Genomic DNA, 20388 nt, shown 5'->3' on the forward strand with positions numbered 1-20388 from the left:
GGTGAGATTATGGAATTGTTGCAAATGCTTAAAAAATATGATTTAAAAGCGACTCCACAAAGACTTTGTGTGTTGAAAATTTTAAAAAGACACGAACATCCAAATATTGATGAGCTTTATGCTGAGATTAAACGAGAATATCCCTCCATTTCTTTAGCCACCGTGTATAAAAACATTAACACGCTTCAAAGTCAGGGTTTGGTTGTAGAAATTAATATTGCAAATCAAAAATCCTGCTATGATATTTATGAAAAAGAACATATTCATATTATTTGCAGCGGATGCGGAAATATCGAGGATAAAAATTTTGACGAAATAGAATTAAATGAATATCAAGAAAAACTTGAAAAAAAGATTTCAAATTTGATTGAGCATTTGTCCGTTTGTGCTTATGTGAAAAATTGTAAAAAATGTCAATAAATATTAAACTTAAAAGGCTAAAATAAGCCTTTTAGTAAGGGTTTATTGTGAATGATTTGTTTCAAAGAATTTTTTTACTTCACTCTTTTGATTTGAATACGGAGAAAATGCCACAAAGTGTATCTATAACGACTTTTTACACAAAAATTTCTCCTAAAGAAACCTTGAAATTTCAAAGTATCGATGAGAAATATTTTTTATTAAAAAATGGTTTGAGAGAGGAAATTTCTAAAAAAGAATTTAAGAAAGCAAAAGAAAAAGCTCTACTTGAGGTGCTTTCTAAAAAAAGTTATGAATTTTTAGATGGAGATAGAAAATTTCTTTTTCAAATCTATAAAGAAAAAAAGCTTTTCATTTTAAAGGTTTTATTTAAAAATGAAGAAGATGCTCGTCAATTCAAACTTGATGAAAAAATAAGACCTTTAAGAGAACTTGATGAAAAATTTAATTCTAAAAATTTAATACTTTATAAGTATAAAAATGCTTTTTTTGACCTTCACACTTGCTTTAATATTATAGAAAAAAATCAAAATTTTACACTTAATTTTCCTCAATCTTTATACGCAAATGATGGTTTTAGGGTGCTTTTATTTTATTTACTTTATGCTTTTAAAAGTCAAGCAAAAAAAGAAAATGGCAGAGTAAAATTACATTTTTGCGTTTTAAAAATTTGTGTATTTTTAAGAAATGCAATTGAACTTTTTGATGACAAAATGGCACAAAAATTGTTAGCAGGATTTGAAAAATTAGAAGAAAAACTTAAACAAAATGTAAATACAAAAAAACGCTTTAATATTAGGCTTTATAAGAATTTATTGAATGATTTTGAATTATTTTTAAGAGAGGGAGAGTTTTATAAAAGTGCAAAGAAAGATGTTTTTTTAAAAGTTTTTGTGGCACAAAAATTGCGATTAAAACTTATTTTATTTAAAAAATTCTTCATTAGAAATTTTTCTTATGACGAATTTATGTTTCAATGTCTAGAACTCCGTATTTTTCTTGAGCATTTTGCAGATTTTTTTAATGATAAAAATTTAGAAAAATTAAAAGCAGTCTTTGATGAAGATATTTTTATTAAATTTATAAAAAAACAAATGAAAATTTTAAAATTAATAGAAAAAACGAGTAAAAATTTAAAAATTTATAAAGGATAAAAACTATGCAAAAACAAGAAAAAATTATAGAAATGTTTAATCAAATTGCTCCAACTTATGATAAAGCAAATCGAATTTTGAGTTTTGGTGTAGATGTGAGCTGGCGAAGGAAGGCTTGCGAAAGAGTTTTAAAGATTTATGAAAACGATAATTTAAATATAGTCGATGTGGCTTGTGGCACGGGGGATATGATAGAAATTTGGCAAGAAAGTGTGCAAAAAATTCATAAAAACATAAAGCAAATACGAGGCATAGATCCAAGCTCACAAATGCTTAAAGAGGCGAAGAGAAAATTTAAAAGTGTTGAATTTATCGAAGCTGGGGCACAGGATTTACCTTTAGAAAGTGAGAGTGTGGATATTTTAAGTATCAGTTATGGAATTCGTAATGTGGTTGAGAGGCAAAGGGCTTTAGGTGAATTTGCTAGAGTATTAAAAAAGGGTGGCATTTTGCTTGTTTTAGAATTTACTAAAAGAGAGCAAGGTGGTTTTGTAGCGTTTTTTAGAGATTTTTATCTTAAAAATATTTTGCCAAGTTTGGGAGGTTTTATTAGTAAAAACAAGGAAGCTTATGCTTATTTGCCAAATTCTATTGAAGAATTTTTAAGTAAGGAAGAATTTATGCTAGAACTTGAAAGTGTAGGCTTTAAAAATGTAGATTTTAAAAGCTTTAGCTTTGGAGTAAGCTCTATGTTTATAGTGAGAAAAAATGACCGTTAGTGAGTTAAATTTAGGAGCTAAAGCATTGCTTGAATCGCATTTTGACGATATATTTTTGAGTGGAGAGCTTTCTAAAATTACAAAGCATAATTCCGGACATTGGTATTTTGAATTAAAAGATGAACGCTCAAGCGTAGCTTGCGTGATGTTTAAGGGGAATAATCTTAAGGTCGATTTTGAGCCAAAGGTGGGTGATTTTTTAGAGCTTGAGGGGAGTTTGAGTTTATATGCTGAAAGTGGGCGTTATCAATTTATCGCTAAGAATATGAAAAAAGAGGGTTTTGGAGATTTAGAAGCGCGTTTTTTGGCACTTAAGGAGAGTTTGCAAAAGGAGGGTTTATTTGATGAAGCTCATAAAAAAACTCTTCCAAAATTTCCTTTAAGGGTTGGAATTATCACCTCTTTTACTTCGGCTGCTTTGGAGGATATGCTTAAAATCATTACTCAAAAGGCTTATTTTTTGGCGAAAATTTATATTTTTAACGCTCTTACGCAAGGACAAAACGCTCCACTTTCTTTAATTAATGCCTTAAAAAAGGCTGATATGACAGGGCTTGATGTGATTATTATAGCAAGAGGAGGGGGGAGCAGAGAGGATTTGTTTTGTTTTAATAATGAAGCTTTAGCAAGAGAAATTTTCGCTGCTAAAACGCCTATAATTTCAGCCATAGGACACGAGATTGATTATGTGATTAGTGATTTTGTGGCGGATTTAAGAGCGCCCACTCCAAGTGCTGCCATTAACATTTTGCTACCTTCCAAAGAGGATTTGGAACAAAAACTTGATTTTATAGAGGATAGGTTAAAAACAAGTTTTATGATGATTTGTAAAAATTTAGATAATAAACTTTCAAATTTAGAAAAAATTTTCAAAGCAAATTCTTTGCCTTTGATGATAGGGCAAAAAATAAAGCATTTAGAAAGCCTCAAAAAACAATTGGATTTATTGATTAAAAATAAAATTCAAGTCAGTTTTTTGGAATTTGAAAAGTTAAAAAATGCTTACTTGCAGCACGAAAATTTTTTTGAAAAAAGCAAACATCTAGTTTCGCTTAGAAAAAATGGTAAAATAGTGCATTTGGAAGAGTTAAAGAGTGGTGATACCTTACTTCTTAGCTCACAAAATGTAGAAAAAGAAGCTAAAATTTTATAGTAAGGAGAGAGTATGAGAAAGATTAATTTTAGTGCAGGTCCTTCAACTTTGCCATTAGAGCTTTTAAAAGAGGCGCAGGAGGAGTTTTGTGATTATAAGGGTTTGGGTTATTCTATTATGGAGATTAGTCATAGGACTAAGATTTTTGAAGAGGTGCATTTTGGTGCGATGCAAAAGGCTAAAGAACTTTATGGTTTGGGGGAAGAATATGAGGTGCTATTTTTGCAAGGAGGAGCTAGCTTACAATTTGCGATGATTCCTATGAATTTGACTATGGGAGGCGTTTGTGAATATGCAAATACGGGAGTTTGGACGAAAAAGGCGATTAAAGAAGCGCAGATCTTAGGACTTGATGTTAGGATTGTAGCAAGCAGTGAGGAGGAAAAATTTTCTTATATTCCTAAGGTGGAATTTAGTGATAGGGCTGATTATGCTTATATTTGCTCAAATAATACCATTTACGGCACCCAGTATAGAGAATATCCAAAAACAAAAACGCCTTTAATTGTCGATGCTTCGAGTGATTTTTTTTCTAGGAAGGTGGATTTTAGCGATATTGCTCTTTTTTATGGTGGTGTGCAAAAAAATGCTGGAATTTCAGGACTTTCTTGTCTTTTTATACGCAAAGATATGCTTGAAAGAAGTAGGGGGAAAAATATCCCAAGTATGTTAAAATATGCTATCCACGCGGAAAACAATTCTCTTTTTAACACTCCTGCAACCTTTGCAATTTATATGTTTAATCTTGAAATGCAGTGGCTTTTAAATTTAGGTGGCTTAGATGCAATCCATCAAAAAAATATGCAAAAAGCAAATCTTTTATATGAGACGATAGATAAAAGTGAGAGTTTTTACAAGGGATATGCAAAAAAAGTAGATAGATCCTTAATGAATATAAGTTTTAATATAGCAAAGAGTGAGCTTGAAAATGTCTTTGTTAAAGAGGCTGAAGAAGCTGGTATGATAGGACTTAAAGGGCATAGAATTTTAGGTGGAATTCGTGCGAGTATTTATAATGCTATAACTTTAGAACAAGTAAAAATCCTATGTGATTTTATGAAAGAATTTCGCCATAAATATGCCTAGTAATTTAAGAAAGTTTTTTGACTTTCTTAAAAATTTTCTCCCCCAAAATGAAGCAGGGCTGATCCCCAAGTAAAACCGCCACCAAAAGCATCAAGTAAGATTAAAGAGCCTTTTTTAAGGCGTTTTTCTTCATAAGCATCATTCATTGCCATAGGTATGGAGGCTGCGGAAGTATTGCCATACTTTTGCACAGTAATAACACATTTTTCATCTTCTAAGCCGAGCTTTTCCTGCACGGCTTTGATGATTCTAAGATTTGCCTGATGGGGGACAAACAAATCAATTTGTGATGAGCGAATATGATTTTTTTCTAAGAGTTCTACAACATCATTACTTAGGGTTTGAACGGCTATTTTAAAAACTTCGTTACCTTTCATTTTCATCGCCAAAGGAGAGCAAATTTCTACATTTTTGGAACGCTCTGTCATAAGTAAATCTCCATAAGTCCCATTACTTGCTGTATGCACATCGATGATAGGATTTTCTTTATCAAGGCTTATAACTCCAGCTCCAGCTCCATCTCCAAAGAGAATGCAAATACTTCTATCTTTATAATCCATAAGCGAACTTGCTTTTTCTGCACCTATGATAAGGACATTTTTTTTAGCACCGCTCTCTACCAAACTTTTGGCAAGCTCTAAAAGATAGATAAAGCCCGAACAAGCTGCGGATATATCAAAGGCTGTGATATTATAAAGCCCTAAATTTGCAGCAATTTTACAAGCTGTTGAAGGCATAGTGAAATAATCAGGACTCAAAGTTGCTACAAGTATGGCGTCAATTTCGCTTGGCTTTAACCTCGCTCTTTCTAAGGCTTTTAGTGCAGCTTTTGTACCTAAGTCGCTAGTATTTTCGTCATCTGCGGCTATTCTTCTTTCACTGATACCTGTCCGGCGCAGTATCCATTCATCACTTGTATCAACCATTTTTTCAAGATCTGTATTGCTAAGAATTTGTTCAGGCACATAAGATGCTATACTTCTAAGAGAGGCTTTAAAATTTGGAAAGTTCATTTTCTATGGCTTTATTAATATTAGCTTCGCTAAAATGAAGTGCTTGAAAAATAGCATTTTGAATAGCTCTCGCATCACTTTTTCCATGACTGATAATCACACAGCCTTTTACGCCAAGTAGAGGTGCACCACCGTATTCTTGCCAGTCAATTTTCTTTTTAAGACGCATAAAGGAAGGTTTCATTAGTATTGCTCCAAATTTGGAGATTAAGTTTGTTTTAATATCTGCTTTTAAGATTTTAAAAATCGCTCCAGCCACACCTTCGCAGGATTTTAAAATGACATTGCCACTAAAACCATCGCAAACTAAAACATCGACATTTGCATTAAAAATATCACGCCCTTCAGCATTACCTATGAAATTTGGAAGTTTTTTCATTAGTTGATGCGTTTCTTTGGTAAGCTCATTGCCCTTGCATTCCTCTTCTCCATTTGAAAGCAAGGCGATTCTTGGTTTCGCAATTTGCATAATTTCCTTTGCATAAACCTCGCCCATAACAGCAAATTGAAACAAATTTTCACTTTTACAATCCGTGTTTGCACCCACATCTAAAAGTAGAGTTGTCCCTGCAATATTCGGCATTAATGTCGCTATTGCTGGTCTTAAGACATTTTGCAATCTCCCAAGTCTAAGTGTTGCTAAAGACATGCTAGCTCCACTATGTCCAGCCGAAACTACGGCTTGGACTTTGCCATTTTTAACAAGCTCGACAGCCTTGTATATGCTCGTATCTTTGCGTTTTAAAGCATCGGTGGCATTTTCCTCCATAGAAAAAACCTCCTTAGCTTCTTCATATTGAACCAAGTGTTCCAAATTTTTTGGAATGAGCGGTTTTAAAACCTCACTTTTGCCTACCAAGATAGCATTAAAAGGTTTGACATTTAAAGCTTTTATAACGCCCTCTATAATAGGCTTTTCACCGAAGTCGCCCCCCATTGCATCAATGGCAATGTTTATCATAATTTTCAATATTCCTTAGTTAGCGGATTAGCACGGTGAGGCATTTTGTAGCTTCCATCTTTATCTTTTATAGGCTTAGGAAGACTAACTTTATAGTGTGTCCTGCGTTTAGCTGCACGAGTTTTACTCACTCTTCTCTTAGGGACTGCCATTTTTTCTCCTTTTTAAATTTAATCTTTCTCACTGCAAGAATTGCAATAAAAATAGTCGCTTAAATAAGCTTCTAATTCGCCCATAGCAATTTCTAATAAGTCAATATGGGCATCAAAAAATTCTATCGTATCACTTAGCTCATTTTTAGGATCTTTATAAAGACCATCGCTTGCTAAGAGATTTAGTTTTTCATCAATATGAAGTTCTAATTCCGCTCCACATCTATCACAAGGTCTATAAACAAAACCTTGCATTTTTGCTTGAATTTTTACAAGCTGAGAATTAACTCTGCTTAAATTTCCCTCAAAGACCATGTTTTCCAAATTTAATCTAAAAGGATAAGCGGTAGAATTAATTCTAGAAAAAGCGATTTTCATCAGCAAATTTCATTAGATTTGAAAAAGAAATCAATCTCTATTTTTGCATTTTCTAGACTATCACTTCCGTGAACAGCATTTGCGTCGATATTTTCAGCAAAGTCCGCTCTAATAGTTCCAGCTTTAGCCTCTTTAGGATTTGTTGCACCCATTAATTCTCTATTTTTAAGCACAGCATTTTCGCCTTCTAAAACAGAAACAACTACAGGACCGCTAATCATAAATTCAACTAAATCTTTAAAAAATGGTCTTTCTTTATGCACAGCGTAAAATCCCTCAGCTTGCTCTTTGCTTAATTGCAGTTTTTTCATCGCTGCTATTCTTAAGCCATTGCTTTCAAAGCGGTCTAGAATTTTACCTATAACACCTTTCTTAACGGCATCTGGTTTGATGATAGATAAAGTTTTTTCCATAATCACTCCTTGACAATTTTTGTAAATAAAACTTGGAATTATACTTAAATTTGTTTATAAGAAAATTAAACAAAGAAAAGCTAGTGAAAACTAGCTTTAAAAATTTTAAGCAAATACAGGAGTATCGCCACTTCTCATATCATTTGATATATTTTCTCTGCTTGGTTGTCCCGAAGCAACTTCGCTCCAAACAATGCAACCATCAGTTGGACAGGCACTAGCACAGGCTGGTTGATCATTATGTCCAACGCATTCAACACATTTGTTTGAATAAACATAGTATCTATCCTCTCCCTCAGGATTGCTAACGTCATCTACGATAGCACTAACTGGACATTCATCAATGCAAGACCCACAAGCAATGCAACTATCTGTGATTTTTACAGCCATTTTAACTCCTTATAACTTTTGATGTTTGTTGAGTATTTTATCGGTAAAATCTTAAAGAAATATAATTTTATCGTTTTTTGATAATCAAAAAAGCCTTATTTTTGATAATAATTATTGTTTTTTACATTTTCTATTATATTTTTAAATCTTATTTAAAGTTTTAAATGATATAATTTTGCCATCAATAAATTTTATTATTTAGGAGAACACAATGATTGTTACAAAAAAAGCTTTAGATTTCACTGCTCCAGCAGTGTTAGGCAATAATGAGATTGTAAATGATTTTAATCTTTACAAAAACATAGGTCCAAAGGGTGCTGTCGTTTTCTTTTATCCAAAAGATTTTACCTTTGTTTGCCCTTCAGAAATTATCGCTTTTGATAAGAGATATGAAGAATTTAAAAGCAGAGGCATTGAGGTGATAGGAATTTCAGGAGATAATGAATTTTCTCATTTTGCTTGGAAAAATACGCCTGTTAATCAAGGTGGTATTGGTCAAGTTAAATTTCCACTTGTTGCCGATTTAACTAAGCAAATTGCTAGAAATTTCGATGTGCTCTTTGCTGAAGCTGTCGCACTTCGTGGCTCATTTTTACTTGATGCTGATGGCACGGTTCGTCACGCTGTGATTAACGATTTGCCGCTTGGTAGAAATATTGATGAAATGCTAAGAATGGTCGATACTATGCTTTTCACAAATGAGCACGGAGAAGTTTGCCCTGCTGGTTGGAATAAAGGCGATGAAGGTATGAAAGCTAATCCTAAAGGCGTAGCTGAATATCTTGACAAAAACGAAAGCAAACTTTAATCTTAAAGCCTCTTTTTGAGGCTTTTTCTTCATTATTAACCCTTTTTCTTCATTTCAAACTGATTTTTTACAAACATAATTAAACTGATTTTCTATCTAAATTCGACTTAAAGTAAATTTAAGCAAATTTTAAGGGGGGGGGGGGGGTATCATATGAGCTTTTATTTTACTTTTATGAGAATTATATGATTTATATTTTAGCATTTTTCTTCCCCTATGTTGCCTTACTTGTTAGAGGTCTTTGGATACAAGCGATTTTTAACTTTATCCTTTGTGTGATAGGCTATTTTACGATAATGCTCTTATTTGGAGGTTTTCTTTGTCTCATTGCTTCGATTTGGGGCATTATAGCCATTTTGCAAAATACCAATAAAAAAAATCATCAAGAGATGGTTGAAGCTTTAAAAAACAAAGATTAAAATTCTTGGTCTAAACTTTTGTTTTAGACCACACTTTCTTAGATAAAATTCTACAAATTTATATTTTTTCATTATAATTTAGCTTTAAATTTTTTAAGGGTAAATATGGCAGGCGAAGACCAAGAAAAAACGGAAGAACCCACCTCCAAAAAAATAGAAGATGCTAGACAAGAGGGTAATGTTCCTAAAAGTCAAGACGCAGCCGCTGTGGTAACCTTGATTGTGGCGATTACTTTGCTCTTATTTTTGTTGGGTTTTATGGGTGAGAGAGTGGCGAATTTGTATCGCTATTATCAAAGTTTTATTGGTGTGGAATTTGATTTACGCATTATTCAAGCCATTATGATGAAGAGCATTTTTGAGGTTTTGATTATCTTAGCTCCCATAGTTTTAAGCATTATGGTTGCAGGAATTATTGGTAATGTGATGCAATTTGGCTTTATTTTTACAACCAAGCCCATTATGCCAAATTTAAGTAAAATTAATCCTCTTAAAGGACTTAAAAATCTTTTTTCTCTCAAAAAACTCATCGAAAGTGTCAAAATTATTCTTAAAGTGAGCGTCGTTTTTACCATAGCTTTTATTGTTCTACTTCAATTTGTCAAAGAACTTCCTAAAGTCGAGCTTTATAGTCTTGCTGCACAAATGGTCTGGTTGAGGGATAAAACTTTGATTTTGGCAGCTATTGTGATTATTGCTTTTTTGATTATCGCTATTTTAGATGTTTTTCTGGTGCGTTTTCAATATTTTCAGGGTCTTAGAATGAGTAAGCAGGAAATTAAAGATGAGTATAAGCAAATGGAAGGGGATCCACAGGTTAAAGGTAGAATTAGGCGTTTGCAAATGGAAGCGGCAAGGCGTAGAATGGTGCAAGATGTCGCAGGTGCCGATGTGGTCATCACTAACCCTACACATTATGCTGTGGCTTTGCGTTATGATACGACTAAAGAAAATGCCCCAAGAGTGGTGGCTAAGGGGGTGGATTTTCTTGCTTTACGCATTAAAGAAATGGCATATAAACACAATGTTATCGTCTATGAAAATCCTCCTCTTGCAAGGCAGCTTTATAAGGATTGCGATATCGACCAACTTATCCCTAGAGAACTTTTTAAGGCGGTAAGTGAAGTCTTTAAATTTGTTTATCAGGCAAATAAAAAGAAATTTCCTAAATCTTAATCTAAAATTTCTAAGGTAATTTCTTCTTTAAGTTTGAGTTGCTTGACTTCTTTTAGCTTTAAATTTGGGGGAAGTTTAGAGAGTAATTCTTGATTTGAGCTAACTTCATTTTCCGCAGCCACTCTTAGTAAAATGCCCCGATAAGCCTTAGCATAATGGCTAACTATTTTACCATTTTTAAGGAATTTATAAGTGCTAACTTTCTTTTGTGGCGTGTAAAATTTATCATAAAATCCCGCTCTTAAATCAAGCACTTCTTCTTTTTCTAACAATTTGTCTAAAGCTTTACTAAAATGTTTTTTATAAAAATGCTCTATGTTAAAATCCTTAAGCTTTGCACCCTGTTTAAATTTATAAAAGGGCAGGGTATCATTTGCTCTTACTACGCCAAAAAGATTGGAAAAAATTAAAGTATTTTCTAGGATATAATTTTGAGCTTTTTTGTGAAGAGTTTTGAAATTTAAATATTCATAACTCACGCCTGTATAAAGTTTGATTGCTTGTTTTGTGGGAGCCGTTTTTAAATCTTGTAAAAATTCTTGTGTGGGATTTTTAATGCCAAAAAGAGTTTCAAGCTCTTTTAAATTGGCGTTTTTAAGATAATCTTCATAAATTTGCAACGCTTCAAGTCTATATTTAAAAAGCTCCTTAAAGATAAAGGAGCTTTCATCAAAAGGACTTAAATCGCACTCTTTACTTTTACTTTCACTAGGAGAGAAAAGAATTTTCAAGGATAAATCTCTCCTATTTGCGAAAGCTGATTAATGGTTTTAAGTATGGTGCTAAAATCTTTGCCATTAATGGTAATGTTTGCAACACTTTCTTCTTTTAAGTTGATAAAATCACTCACAGGCATATCTTTAAAGCCAAGCACAAGATTTAGCTTATAAAGTGGGTCTTTGCTAATGTCATTGATAAGCTCAAGTACTTGGGAATAAAGCAAATTTTGCTCTTCATTTGCACTTTGATTTTGTAATGCTTCTAGGGAAGCTTTTGCCATATTGATGTAAGGGCTAAAGGCATTATTTGTTTGAAGATTGAAATTAAATTTAAATTCTTTAAATGTGCTTTGTTTTAAAAATTCTTCAAAGTTATTATTAAAACCTTCTTCAAATTCTTTAGAGGAATTTGCTAAGTTAAAGGCTAATTGATTGGTGTCAAATTTCACATTTAAATGATCTAATAGAGTAAAAATTTCTTCTTTAAAATTACCTTCTAAATTTGTAGAAATGACATTTTCTTTATTGTTATCAAGCTTATAAGAAAAAGTATAATTTAGCTTTTTATCATTTTTGGTTGTTAGCAATGTATATGTAAAATTGTAGGTATCTTTACTTAAGTCTTGAATTAATTTGGAGATTTTTTCATCATTTATGAGCTGTTTGCTTGCATTTTCTATCGCTTTAATGCTCTCATCACTTAGTTTTAGACTTTCAAATACCAAATTTGCTTCTAATTTCTCGTGCTTAGCGAAAAGATGTGTGTAATAATCTTTATAAGAAATTAAACCGGAAGTATTATTTTCTGTGTAAATTTCATTTGAGCGAAATTTAATGTTTTGAATATCGAAAAGTTTTGATTCTTTATTGCTTAACGAAAAATTAGAGCTTTGACACTCTATAAAAGCCCCATCAGCTTTACAAGTGAAATTTTTAAAATCGACCTTAAGATTTGGAAAGGCATTCATTTGCTCTTGTATAGTTTTTTGTGCGGAGTCATTAAGCGATTTTTCATATTTTTTAACAATTTCATCGCTAAGATCATTTGATGAGCAAGCAGCCAAAAAAAGTGCTAAAACACCAAGTAGAGCTAAATTCTTTTTCATTTTTTTCCTTTGCCATTAAAATAAGGCGAAATTATAGCAATTTTTTCTTAACTTTTTTTCGATAATTTTTATCCTAATTAATTTTTTTGTATTAAAATAAACACAAATTTAATGGAAAGGACAAAAATGAAAAAAATATTTTTAAGTATTTTTACGGCTTTTGTTGCGGTATTTTTAGCCGCTTGTGGTAGTAGTGAGAGTGGAGTAAATTCCATTGAAAGAATTAAAAACTCAGGAGTAGTTAAAATCGGTGTTTTTGGTGATAAGCCTCCTTTTGGTTATGTCGATGAAAAGGGTGCAAATCAAGGCTATGACATTATTTTTGCTAAACGTATAGCAAAAGAGCTTTTAGGTGATGAAAATAAAGTCGAATTTGTGCTTGTCGAGGCGGCAAATCGTGTCGAGTTTTTAAAGTCTAATAAGGTCGATATTATCCTTGCAAATTTCACGCAAACTCCAGAAAGAGCGGAGCAGGTTGATTTCGCTTTGCCTTATATGAAAGTGGCTTTAGGCGTGGCAGTGCCTAAAGATAGTGAGATTAAAAGCGTGGAAGATTTAAAGGATAAAACTTTGATTTTAAATAAAGGCACAACAGCAGATGCATATTTTACTAAAAATCACGCCGATATTAAAACTTTGAAATTTGACCAAAATACTGAAACTTTCGCAGCCCTAATGGATAAAAGAGGCGATGCTCTAGCTCACGATAATACCTTGCTTTTTGCTTGGGTTAAGGAAAGACCTGATTATAAGGTTGTGATTAAGGAGCTTGGAAATCAAGATGTTATTGCTCCAGCGGTTAAAAAAGGCGATAAAGAATTGAAAGAATTTATTGATAATTTAATCATTTCTTTAGCCGCAGAGCAGTTTTTTCACAAGGCTTATGATGAGAGTTTAAAGGTGCATTTTGGAGCAGATATTAAGGCTGATGATGTCGTCATTGAGGGCGGAAAACTTTAAAATTTAAGGGCAATTTGCTTAAATTGCCCAATAATGGCAAAAAGAGTTTCTATGCAAAGACTTAAAACGAGACAAATTAAAGTTGGTAAAGTGGCTATCGGTGGGGACGCACCTATTTCGGTGCAATCTATGCTTTTTACAAAAACAAGGGACATTGAGGGCTGTTTGGAACAGCTTAACCGCCTTTATTTTGCAGGAGCGGATATTGTTCGACTTGCCTGTTTGGATATGGCAGATGCTAGGGCCTTAAAGGAGATTAAGGCAAAAAGTCCTCTGCCTTTAATCGTAGATATTCATTTTAATCATAAACTTGCCGTCTTTTGTGCGGAATTTATAGACGGAGTGCGGATAAATCCGGGTAATATAGGCTCTAAAGAAAATGTCAAAGAAGTGGTAAAAGCGTGCAAAGAAAGGCAAATTCCCATAAGAATAGGCATAAATCACGGCTCCATAGAAAAGCAATTTAGTGATAAATTTGGCTATGGAGTTGATGCTATGCTTGAAAGTGCGAAATATAATATAGGACTTTTGGAGGATTTGGATTTTAGGGACATTAAGATTTCTATGAAAACCTCGCACACGCAAACGACCATTGAGGCTTATGAGAGGTTGCGTCCGCTTTGTGATTATCCTTTTCATTTGGGCGTGACGGAGGCTGGGACGCAATTTCACAGCACCATTAAAAGCTCTATTGCTTTAGGACATCTACTTTTAAAAGGCATAGGTGATACGATGCGAGTGTCGATGACTGGGGAGCTAGAGGAAGAAATTCGCGTAGCAAGGGCTATTTTGCAAGATAGCGGTGTGCAAAAAAGTGGGGTAAATATCATTTCTTGTCCAACTTGCGGACGCATTCAAAGCGACTTAGTATCAGCGATAAAAGTGGTGGAAGAAAAAACCAAGCACATTAAAACTCCCCTAAATATCAGCGTTATGGGCTGTGTAGTCAATGCTTTAGGAGAGGCTAAGGGTGCTGATGTCGCCATAGCTTTTGGTAAGGGACAAGGACTTGTGATAAGGCAGGGCGAGGTCGTAGCAAAGCTTAAGGAGGATAAATTAGTTGAGCGTTTTTTAGAGGAGGTCGAGGACGAAGTGAGATTAAGGGACGATTGATTTTTTTTTTTTTTTGATTATAATGCACCCTTTATTTAAGGAGCAATGATGACACCGACACAATCTACACTTAAGGAATTTTTTCAAGGAGATAGGCAGTTTATAATCCCTGTGTATCAAAGGGCGTATTCTTGGGAAGAGTCGCAGTGGAAGACATTTTTAGAGGATTTAGAGGAAGCTACAAAGGGGGAAAATCACTATTTTTTCGGCAATGTGCTGTTAGAAAAAATAAATAATGGCAAATTTGACATTATCGATGGGCAGCAAAGACTTAGCACTATTGTTATTTTTGTGCGTTGTTTAATCAATGCACTAAATCTCAAAGATTATGATAAAGAGAGGCTAAAAGAAATAGAGGAGGATTATTTAGAATTTAGAAAAATGTCAAAATTAAAGGCTTTGGAATATGATAGAGATTATTTTTGTGATGTGATTATCCATAATGATGACAATAAACACGAGCCGCAAACCCCCTCGCAAAAACGCATTTTAAAGGCAAAAGAATTTTTCATAAAAGAATTAGAAAAGAAAGAGATAAAGCAACTCGAAAATATATTTCAAGCTATGCAAAATGCACAAATTATTAAGCTTGAATTTGATAATAAAAAAGACTCCGTGCTGATGTTTGAGCTGCAAAATAACCGTGGCAAAGATTTGACAAATATGGAGAAGTTAAAAAGCTATCTAGCCTATCAAATTTACACTTATAGTGATAAAGAATCTGCTGAAAATAAGCTTAATGAAATGGTGGGCGTTTTTGAGGAAATTTACCGCATTTTAAATGGCATAAAGTGCTTGGACGAGGATGCTATACTTAGATATTTTAATATCGCAACTTCAAAATATGGCTTTTCTTACAGAGAAAATGATGATAGTTTAAACTATAAAAAAGAGCTAAAAGATATAAGGGATAATGAGGCTAAACTTGCTTGGATTAACAATTATGTCAAGGGGCTTAAAAATGCTTTCATTGACTTTAAAAGCTTTGAGGAATCTAAAAGTGAATTTAAAGAATATTTGCTTTTTTTAAATGTGGCGGATGCTTATCCTTTCGTGATTAAGGCTTATGGGCTTTTTAGAAATGATGCACAAAAATTAGAAAGAATATTTAAAGCCCTTGAGATAATTTCTTTTAGACATAAATTGATAGGAACTAGGGCAAAAATGGGAGAGCATTTAAATGAATCTTTGAAAGAATTTAGCATAGAAAAGCTTGAAGAGAGCATTAAAAATGCCTGTGCTTCACATTGGAGTGATGATAAAATCAATGTTATATTAAAACCAAAAGGATACACTTTAGGCAAAATATCTCCTTATATTTTTATGCGTTATGAAAATGCCTTAAAAAATGAAAATGCGAGAGATAGGGGCTATATTTTCAAACTTGACGATGTGAAAGAACCGCAAATAGAGCATATCGCTCCGCAAACAGAAAATGACGAAAAACTCGCAGGTGGATACTGTGAATATGATGAAGATTTTAAAGAAAAACATTTAAATTGCATAGGCAATCTTATGCTTATTTCAGGTGCACATAATATTTCTATCGGCAATAAAGTCTTTAGTGAAAAACTATCAAGCTATGAAAATTCTCCTATGTTACAACATAGAGAAATTAAAAATTTTGCTAATGGTAAAATATGGGATAAAGATTCTATTAATAACCGTCACGAAAAAATACAAAAATTTATCTTAAAAACTTGGAAATTGTAAGTTTTAATAAAATTTTTTTATTGCAAAGAGTTTAAAATTGATGAGGTTGATTTCATTTTTTTTTTTTTTGATATAATCCCTCTTTTTAATTTTAAACTTCATTTTGAATTAAATTTAACCACAACGAACACAAAAGGAACATAATGATTACTAATCCAAACTCAGCCACACAAAGAATTAAAAATCATCTTTCTTATAAACTTGGTCAAGAACTCATTAAGTATGACACGGGGGGGGGGGGGGGTAATCCTCTTTCTTTAATCTTTTGCCTACTTAAAATCAAATTTCATCATAAAAAACTTACCAAATTTAGAAAAACACTTGAACTTGCAAGGGCAGATTTAGCCTATCCTCCACTTAGACAATGTCCTGATTTTAACGAAGCTTTATGGATAAAAACTTGGCTTACTTATAGACTTGGCAGGGTCTTGCTTGAATGTGATAGGGATAAATTTAAAGGGGGTTATTTTAAATTTTTCTCTAAAATCAAACAAGCTAAAAAAGAATTTAAGGTCTTAAAAGAAAGTAAGGTTTATCAACTAAAAGATGAACTAAAATTTAAAAATGAAGAAGATTTTGACTTCCTCATTAAAAACTATGCTTTGATAGAAAATTTACTTACACATTATGAGGCTTTAAATGAAATTATTGTATTAAATATGGCTTTTGTGTTAGAGCATTTTAATGAAATTTCTTTATGGCTAAACTCTAAAGAATTTAAAGAAAAATATGAGAAAGAAAATCACCCTTATCCACCTTTATTAAATCCTGATATTTTAAATGAGCTTTTACTCATAGAATGTGATGATAAACAAAACTTAAAAAGTGTTTTAAAAGAACAAGCCTTCAAGCTAAGCAAGGAAGCTTTAGCTTATATCAATGCTAAGCTTGATTATAGACTAATCCCTGCTGAAAAAGCTTGGGAGATGAACTTGCCTTTGCCAAGAGGATATAAATTTATTTATTTAAACAATGGTGCCTCAGCTTCTTCGGCTATTTTGAATTATTTTTCTTTATCGGGCGTTAAAATTTATGAGTATTGGGTGCCTCAAGAAGAAAATTATCATTTGTATTATAATGATTTGTTAAATAAAAATAATTTTGTAGCTGTGGCTGTGCATGTTCATTATTCAAAATTGCCTTATTTGTTAATAGAAAAAGTTCCAGCACTTTATGTTACGAGAGATCCTATTTCTAAGCTTAAATCTATCTCAAATCATTTTATCTGTGGCTTAAATGCACTTGACTATATCAAATCAACTATGAAGCGTTTTAATCTTACTTGCAAAGAATATAGCAAACTTATACCCAAAAATAAATATTGGAAGCACGAGGGAGAATATCCAAGATGTGATGTTACTTTTGAGGATAGTTGGCTTTTATATGGTTGTCTTAGCTTTGATAGTTTAATTCAAAAAATTCCTAGTATTACAGACATTTACTTTTTTGATTTTAACGAATTTGAACCAAAAAATGTATTTTTGACTTGGAATAAATTAGCCAAACTATTTCATTTTTCTATACCAGACAGATTATTGCTTGAAATAAGAATGGAGACTGTGAGATTTGGATTATCGGTTCTTCCCACATGTCTTTACGCATTAGAAGAAGATGTAACTAAAAATGAAGAAGATAGAAGTAGTCTCAATAAAGAGGGAGGTTATGAAATTTATATTAGTGCAGATATAAAACAAACGCTTAAAGAAGATATTATTATCATCGATGAAATAAATATTAATGATAGTAGAATCATCGCTTATATAAAGGACGATTGCAAGGATATTTTGCGTAATGAAAAATTATTGCAAGAGAGTAAAAAATTCCTCGATGGTTATTTTCAAGCATTAAGAGAAAATGTTAATAAAACTAAAGAAAATCTCATCACAGAAAAGAAAGTTTTAGAATATCTTAAAAGAGATACGCAGATACGAAATAAGATTAAAAAGCTACTTGACGAAGAACTAAACTATCTCAAAACCCATCGTCCCGACATCGTAGCTTCGTGGAAGTATTATCAGGAGTTTGAAAAAATTTGTGAGGAGCTGGAGAGAAATTAAGCTAAAGGGCTCTCTTTAGAAATTTATTAAAGATATTTAATTTATTACATAGTTTTGTTAAAATTTGCTTTTTAAATGGAGTAAATTGATGAATAATGAAGAGCATTATGATTTAGATTTGGAGCGTATGATATTAAGCTCTTGTTTATTGGGCGGTGGGGAAGTTTATGCTAATATCGCTGGAGATATTGAGATTAAGGACTTTAGTTTAAAAGCACATCAAGATATTTTTAAAGCCATTATTGCCTGTGTGAATGCTGGAGAGCCGATTAGTCTTAGTTTTTTGAAAAAATATGGTAAATTAGATGAGCAAATTTTAAACGAAATTATAGCCACGCCCTCGATGGTAGATCTTAGTGCTTATGCTAAAGAGTTAAGGGAAAAGGCTATTAAAAGACAACTTCTAGGCTTTGCCCATCTTTTACCAAGTCGCATTAGTGCAAATAGGGCTGTGAGCGAAATTTCTGATGAGCTCAGTAAAGATATTTTTAGCATTATTAGCCGTGTTAATTCGGCTGATATTAAAAATGTCAATGAAGTTTTAGGTGAGCTTTTAGAGGAATTTAAAAGACAAAAAAGTTTAGAAAATAAGCACATTATAGGACTTGAAAGCGGTTTTGATGAGCTTGATGATAAAACAAAAGGTTTTAAGGGCGGAGAGCTTATTATCGTTGCGGCTAGACCGGGTATGGGTAAGACAACTTTATGTCTAAATTTTATCGATAATGTGTTAAGGCAAAACAAAGGTGTAGTGATGTTTTCACTTGAAATGCCCGGAATTCAAATTATGCAAAGACTACTTGCGTCTAAAACTTCTATCCCCTTGCAAAAAATCATTACCGCCGATTTAAATGATAATGAGTGGGATAGAGTGAGTGATGCTTGCAATTATTATTCTAAAACCAAGTTTTTTTTGTATGATAGCGGTTATGCTAGTATTACAGATATTAGGGCGATTTTAAGAAGGCTTAAGGCTCAAGAAAATGATATTTCTTTATGTGTAGTTGATTATATAGGACTTATGATGAGCCATTCAAATTTTAGTGATAGACATTTGCAGGTAAGTGAAATTTCACGCGGACTTAAGCTTTTGGCAAGAGAGCTTGATATGCCTATCATCGCACTTTCACAGCTTAACCGTTCTTTAGAAAATAGGTCCAATAAACGCCCGATGTTAAGCGATTTGCGTGAGAGCGGGGCAATTGAGCAAGATGCGGATACGATTTTATTTGTTTATCGTGATGAAGTATACAGGGAGCAAGAGGAAAAAGAAAGAGAAAATAAGGCAAAAGCAGAAGGGAAAGAATATTATCCAAATTTCGTGCCTAATCCAAGGCAAGAAAGTGCTGAAATCATCATAGGTAAAAATAGAAATGGTCCTGTTGGCACGACTGAAGTGGAATTTCAAAAGGAAAATTCGCGTTTTGTAGATAAGTCAAACATAGATGAAATAACTTTTAATGGTTAAAGGAGAAAAAATGAAATTAAGAGAGATAGCAGAATTTTTGAGTTTAGAATATGAGGGAGAGGATTTAGAAATTAGTGCGCTTAATTCTTTACTAAGGGCTAGTTTTACGGAGCTAACATATTGTGATGGGGAGAAAAATGCTAAAGATATCCCAAATACAGGTGCCGCAGCTATCATAGTTGCTAAAGAATATGAAAATTTAGTTCCAAAAGACACTAAGGCTCTCATTTCTCCTAATCCTCATCTTAGCTTTGCTTTTTTAAGTAAAATTTTTGCTAAACCTCTTTTTGGTGAGGTTAAAATTCAAAATATCGCAAAAAGCGCGAAAATAATGCCTAATGTTTATTTGGGAAATAATGTTGATATAGGCGAAAATGTAGTGATTATGGCGGGGGCTTTTGTGGGGGATAATGTCAACATAGGCGATGAAAGTGTAATTCACCCTAATGTTGTGATTTATAATGACACAAAAATCGGTAAAAAATGCCATTTGTTAGCAAATTGCGTTATAGGAAGTGATGGTTTTGGCTATGCACATAATAAAAATGGAGAGCATTATAAAATTTATCATAATGGCAATGTGATTTTGGAGGATTTTGTCGAAATCGGGGCTTGCACGACTATCGATAGGGCTGTGTTTGGAAGCACTATTATTAAGACTGGGACTAAGGTGGATAATTTGGTGCAAGTGGGACATAATTCTCAAATCGGGCAAAATTGTATCATTGTCGCGCAAACGGGAATTTCAGGCTCAACTGAACTAGGGCGTAATGTTGTAATGGGCGGACAAAGTGCGACAAGCGGACATCTTAAAATAGGGGATTTTAGCACCATAGCAGCAAGAGGGGGCGTGAGTAAAAGTTTGGAAGGTGGGCGTGTGTATGGGGGCTTTCCTATAATGTTACAAAAAGATTGGCTTAAAATGCAGGCTAAAATCGCTTTAAGTTTTAAGGATAAAGATTAAACGAAGTCTTGTTTTGAGTGTGAGAAAAAAGTGTTTTGCATTACGC

At 32.9% G+C, this 20388-nt stretch carries 22 protein-coding genes; 14 read left to right on the forward strand and 8 right to left on the reverse strand.

Annotated features, from left to right (window positions below):
• The first annotated feature begins 9 nt into the window (after positions 1 to 9).
• Genes perR through serC form a run of 5 tightly spaced genes read left to right on the forward strand, consistent with a single transcriptional unit; the run spans position 10 to position 4532 of the window.
• A complete protein-coding gene (perR, locus tag CVULP_RS02740; protein ID WP_099461508.1) occupies positions 10 to 420 on the forward strand; it encodes a peroxide-responsive transcriptional repressor PerR in 411 nt (136 codons plus the stop codon).
• Positions 421 to 467: 47 nt separating this feature from the next.
• Positions 468 to 1574 carry a hypothetical protein gene (locus CVULP_RS02745; RefSeq protein WP_213242994.1) on the forward strand — a complete coding sequence of 369 codons (1107 nt, stop codon included), beginning with the start codon at positions 468 to 470 and terminating at the stop codon, positions 1572 to 1574.
• Positions 1575 to 1579: 5 nt separating this feature from the next.
• The gene (gene ubiE / locus CVULP_RS02750; RefSeq protein WP_099507602.1) at positions 1580 to 2293 is read left to right on the forward strand and encodes a bifunctional demethylmenaquinone methyltransferase/2-methoxy-6-polyprenyl-1,4-benzoquinol methylase UbiE; all 714 of its coding nucleotides are present in this window, start codon (positions 1580 to 1582) and stop codon (positions 2291 to 2293) included.
• Positions 2283 to 3446: an exodeoxyribonuclease VII large subunit gene (gene xseA / locus CVULP_RS02755; protein WP_099507601.1), complete on the forward strand. Its 1164-nt coding sequence runs from the start codon at positions 2283 to 2285 to the stop codon at positions 3444 to 3446. The genes ubiE and xseA overlap by 11 nt, the downstream gene beginning before the upstream one ends.
• A 12-nt stretch (positions 3447 to 3458) precedes the next feature.
• Positions 3459 to 4532 (forward strand): phosphoserine transaminase, encoded by a 1074-nt coding sequence (gene serC / locus CVULP_RS02760; protein ID WP_099461766.1) that lies wholly within the window; start codon positions 3459 to 3461, stop codon positions 4530 to 4532.
• Positions 4533 to 4558: 26 nt separating this feature from the next.
• Here serC and CVULP_RS02765 read toward each other — a convergent pair whose 3' ends face one another.
• The 6 genes from CVULP_RS02765 to CVULP_RS02790 form a co-directional block, all read right to left on the reverse strand.
• Positions 4559 to 5545 (reverse strand): beta-ketoacyl-ACP synthase III, encoded by a 987-nt coding sequence (locus tag CVULP_RS02765; protein ID WP_099461768.1) that lies wholly within the window; start codon positions 5543 to 5545, stop codon positions 4559 to 4561.
• The gene (plsX, locus tag CVULP_RS02770) at positions 5526 to 6506 is read right to left on the reverse strand and encodes a phosphate acyltransferase PlsX (RefSeq protein ID WP_099507603.1); all 981 of its coding nucleotides are present in this window, start codon (positions 6504 to 6506) and stop codon (positions 5526 to 5528) included. Before plsX ends, CVULP_RS02765 begins: the two co-directional genes overlap by 20 nt.
• Before the next feature lie 5 nt (positions 6507 to 6511).
• Positions 6512 to 6658, reverse strand: coding sequence for a 50S ribosomal protein L32 (gene rpmF, locus CVULP_RS02775; protein WP_004276400.1), 147 nt, complete (start codon positions 6656 to 6658; stop codon positions 6512 to 6514).
• An 18-nt stretch (positions 6659 to 6676) separates the two neighbouring features.
• A complete protein-coding gene (locus tag CVULP_RS02780) occupies positions 6677 to 7036 on the reverse strand; it encodes a DUF177 domain-containing protein (RefSeq protein ID WP_099461770.1) in 360 nt (119 codons plus the stop codon).
• Positions 7036 to 7449 carry a nucleoside-diphosphate kinase gene (gene ndk, locus CVULP_RS02785; RefSeq protein WP_099461772.1) on the reverse strand — a complete coding sequence of 138 codons (414 nt, stop codon included), beginning with the start codon at positions 7447 to 7449 and terminating at the stop codon, positions 7036 to 7038. Before ndk ends, CVULP_RS02780 begins: the two co-directional genes overlap by 1 nt.
• Positions 7450 to 7554: 105 nt before the next feature.
• Positions 7555 to 7839 (reverse strand): DUF362 domain-containing protein, encoded by a 285-nt coding sequence (locus tag CVULP_RS02790; RefSeq protein ID WP_099461775.1) that lies wholly within the window; start codon positions 7837 to 7839, stop codon positions 7555 to 7557.
• 211 nt (positions 7840 to 8050) lie between these two features.
• Here CVULP_RS02790 and CVULP_RS02795 point away from each other — a divergent pair, with 211 nt between their 5' ends.
• From CVULP_RS02795 to flhB, 3 genes are all read left to right on the forward strand, one after another.
• Positions 8051 to 8647 carry a peroxiredoxin gene (locus CVULP_RS02795; RefSeq protein ID WP_099461778.1) on the forward strand — a complete coding sequence of 199 codons (597 nt, stop codon included), beginning with the start codon at positions 8051 to 8053 and terminating at the stop codon, positions 8645 to 8647.
• Between the two features lie 185 nt (positions 8648 to 8832).
• Positions 8833 to 9066: a hypothetical protein gene (locus CVULP_RS02800; RefSeq protein WP_141085324.1), complete on the forward strand. Its 234-nt coding sequence runs from the start codon at positions 8833 to 8835 to the stop codon at positions 9064 to 9066.
• A 105-nt stretch (positions 9067 to 9171) separates the two neighbouring features.
• Complete coding sequence (gene flhB / locus CVULP_RS02805; RefSeq protein ID WP_099462606.1) at positions 9172 to 10242, forward strand: flagellar biosynthesis protein FlhB; 1071 nt, start codon at positions 9172 to 9174, stop codon at positions 10240 to 10242.
• On the opposite strand, the gene CVULP_RS02810 is transcribed toward flhB, so the two are convergent.
• The gene (locus CVULP_RS02810; RefSeq protein WP_099507337.1) at positions 10239 to 10973 is read right to left on the reverse strand and encodes a YaaA family protein; all 735 of its coding nucleotides are present in this window, start codon (positions 10971 to 10973) and stop codon (positions 10239 to 10241) included. The genes flhB and CVULP_RS02810 overlap by 4 nt on opposite strands.
• A complete protein-coding gene (locus CVULP_RS02815) occupies positions 10970 to 12067 on the reverse strand; it encodes a JlpA family lipoprotein adhesin (protein ID WP_099507338.1) in 1098 nt (365 codons plus the stop codon). The genes CVULP_RS02810 and CVULP_RS02815 overlap by 4 nt, the downstream gene beginning before the upstream one ends.
• Positions 12068 to 12193: 126 nt before the next feature.
• Between CVULP_RS02815 and CVULP_RS02820 the strand changes: the two genes are divergently transcribed.
• From CVULP_RS02820 to lpxD, 6 genes are all read left to right on the forward strand, one after another.
• Entirely contained in the window at positions 12194 to 13027 is an 834-nt protein-coding gene (locus tag CVULP_RS02820) for a cysteine ABC transporter substrate-binding protein (RefSeq protein ID WP_099507339.1), read from the forward strand.
• 51 nt (positions 13028 to 13078) lie between these two features.
• On the forward strand, positions 13079 to 14140 hold the full coding sequence (gene ispG / locus CVULP_RS02825; protein ID WP_372441761.1) for a flavodoxin-dependent (E)-4-hydroxy-3-methylbut-2-enyl-diphosphate synthase: 1062 nt from the start codon (positions 13079 to 13081) through the stop codon (positions 14138 to 14140).
• 45 nt (positions 14141 to 14185) lie between these two features.
• Entirely contained in the window at positions 14186 to 15853 is a 1668-nt protein-coding gene (locus tag CVULP_RS02830; RefSeq protein ID WP_252195533.1) for a DUF262 domain-containing protein, read from the forward strand.
• A gap of 1262 nt (positions 15854 to 17115) precedes the next feature.
• The gene (locus tag CVULP_RS08805) at positions 17116 to 17910 is read left to right on the forward strand and encodes a DUF2972 domain-containing protein (RefSeq protein ID WP_407644559.1); all 795 of its coding nucleotides are present in this window, start codon (positions 17116 to 17118) and stop codon (positions 17908 to 17910) included.
• An 88-nt stretch (positions 17911 to 17998) separates the two neighbouring features.
• The gene (locus CVULP_RS02840; protein WP_099507380.1) at positions 17999 to 19378 is read left to right on the forward strand and encodes a replicative DNA helicase; all 1380 of its coding nucleotides are present in this window, start codon (positions 17999 to 18001) and stop codon (positions 19376 to 19378) included.
• Positions 19379 to 19388: 10 nt separating this feature from the next.
• On the forward strand, positions 19389 to 20342 hold the full coding sequence (lpxD, locus tag CVULP_RS02845; protein ID WP_099507379.1) for a UDP-3-O-(3-hydroxymyristoyl)glucosamine N-acyltransferase: 954 nt from the start codon (positions 19389 to 19391) through the stop codon (positions 20340 to 20342).
• Positions 20343 to 20388: the final 46 nt, after the last annotated feature.

It is taken from the genome of Campylobacter vulpis (assembly GCF_014217995.1).
GTDB classification, from domain to species: Bacteria; Campylobacterota; Campylobacteria; order Campylobacterales; family Campylobacteraceae; genus Campylobacter_D; species Campylobacter_D vulpis.